This window comes from Streptomyces sp. NPDC058632, assembly GCF_042717095.1.
In the GTDB taxonomy this organism is placed as follows: domain Bacteria; phylum Actinomycetota; class Actinomycetes; order Streptomycetales; family Streptomycetaceae; genus Streptomyces.
Genome location: NZ_JBHXQZ010000223.1, coordinates 1 through 1,062 on the forward strand (window position 1 = coordinate 1; position 1,062 = coordinate 1,062).

A 1,062-nucleotide genomic window follows, 5' to 3' on the forward strand; every position below is an offset into this window, starting at 1 on the left:
GCTCGGCGATCTTCATGGCTTCCTCGATGAGGGTCTCCACGATCTTCGACTCCGGGACGGTCTTGATCACTTCGCCCTTCACGAAGATCTGCCCCTTGCCGTTGCCCGACGCCACCCCCAGGTCGGCCTCACGGGCCTCGCCCGGACCGTTGACCACACAGCCCATCACCGCCACCCGCAGCGGAACCTCCATGCCCTCCAGCCCCGCCGTCACCTCGTCCGCGAGCCTGTACACATCCACCTGCGCACGCCCGCAGGACGGACAGGACACGATCTCCAGACCACGCTGCTTCAGGTTCAGCGACTCCAGGATCTGCAGACCCACCTTCACCTCCTCCACCGGCGGCGCCGACAGGGACACCCGGATCGTGTCCCCGATGCCCTGGGAGAGCAGCGCCCCGAAGGCCACCGCCGACTTGATCGTCCCCTGGAACGCCGGACCCGCCTCCGTGACACCGAGGTGCAGCGGATAGTCGCACTGCGCGGCCAGCTGCCGGTAGGCCTCCACCATCACGACCGGGTCGTTGTGCTTGACCGAGATCTTGATGTCCCGGAAACCGTGCTCCTCGAACAGCGACGCCTCCCACAGCGCCGACTCCGCCAGCGCCTCCGGCGTCGCCCTGCCGTACTTCCGCAGCAGACGCCGGTCCAGCGACCCCGCGTTCACCCCGATCCGGATCGGCGTACCGTGGTCCCCCGCCGCCTTCGCGATCTCCCTGACCTTGTCGTCGAACTGCTTGATGTTGCCCGGATTCACCCGCACCGCCGCACAGCCCGCCTCGATCGCCGCGAACACGTACTTCGGCTGGAAATGAATGTCCGCGATCACCGGAATCTGCGACTTCCGCGCGATCGTCGCCAGCGCGTCCGCGTCGTCCTGCGTCGGACACGCCACCCGCACGATCTGACACCCCGACGCCGTCAGCTCCGCGATCTGCTGCAACGTCGCCCCGATGTCCGACGTACGCGTCGTCGTCATCGACTGCACCGACACCGGCGCGTCCCCACCCACCGCCACCGACCCGACCTGGATCCGCCGGCTCCTGCGCCGCGGGGCGAGCG

General features: G+C 68.5%; 1 protein-coding gene. It reads right to left on the reverse strand.

What is annotated here, in order from left to right:
• Nucleotides 1-1,062, reverse strand: a 1,062-nt coding sequence (gene ispG, locus ACFWVE_RS35100) for a flavodoxin-dependent (E)-4-hydroxy-3-methylbut-2-enyl-diphosphate synthase (RefSeq protein WP_384023348.1), incomplete at both ends; no start/stop codon positions are given.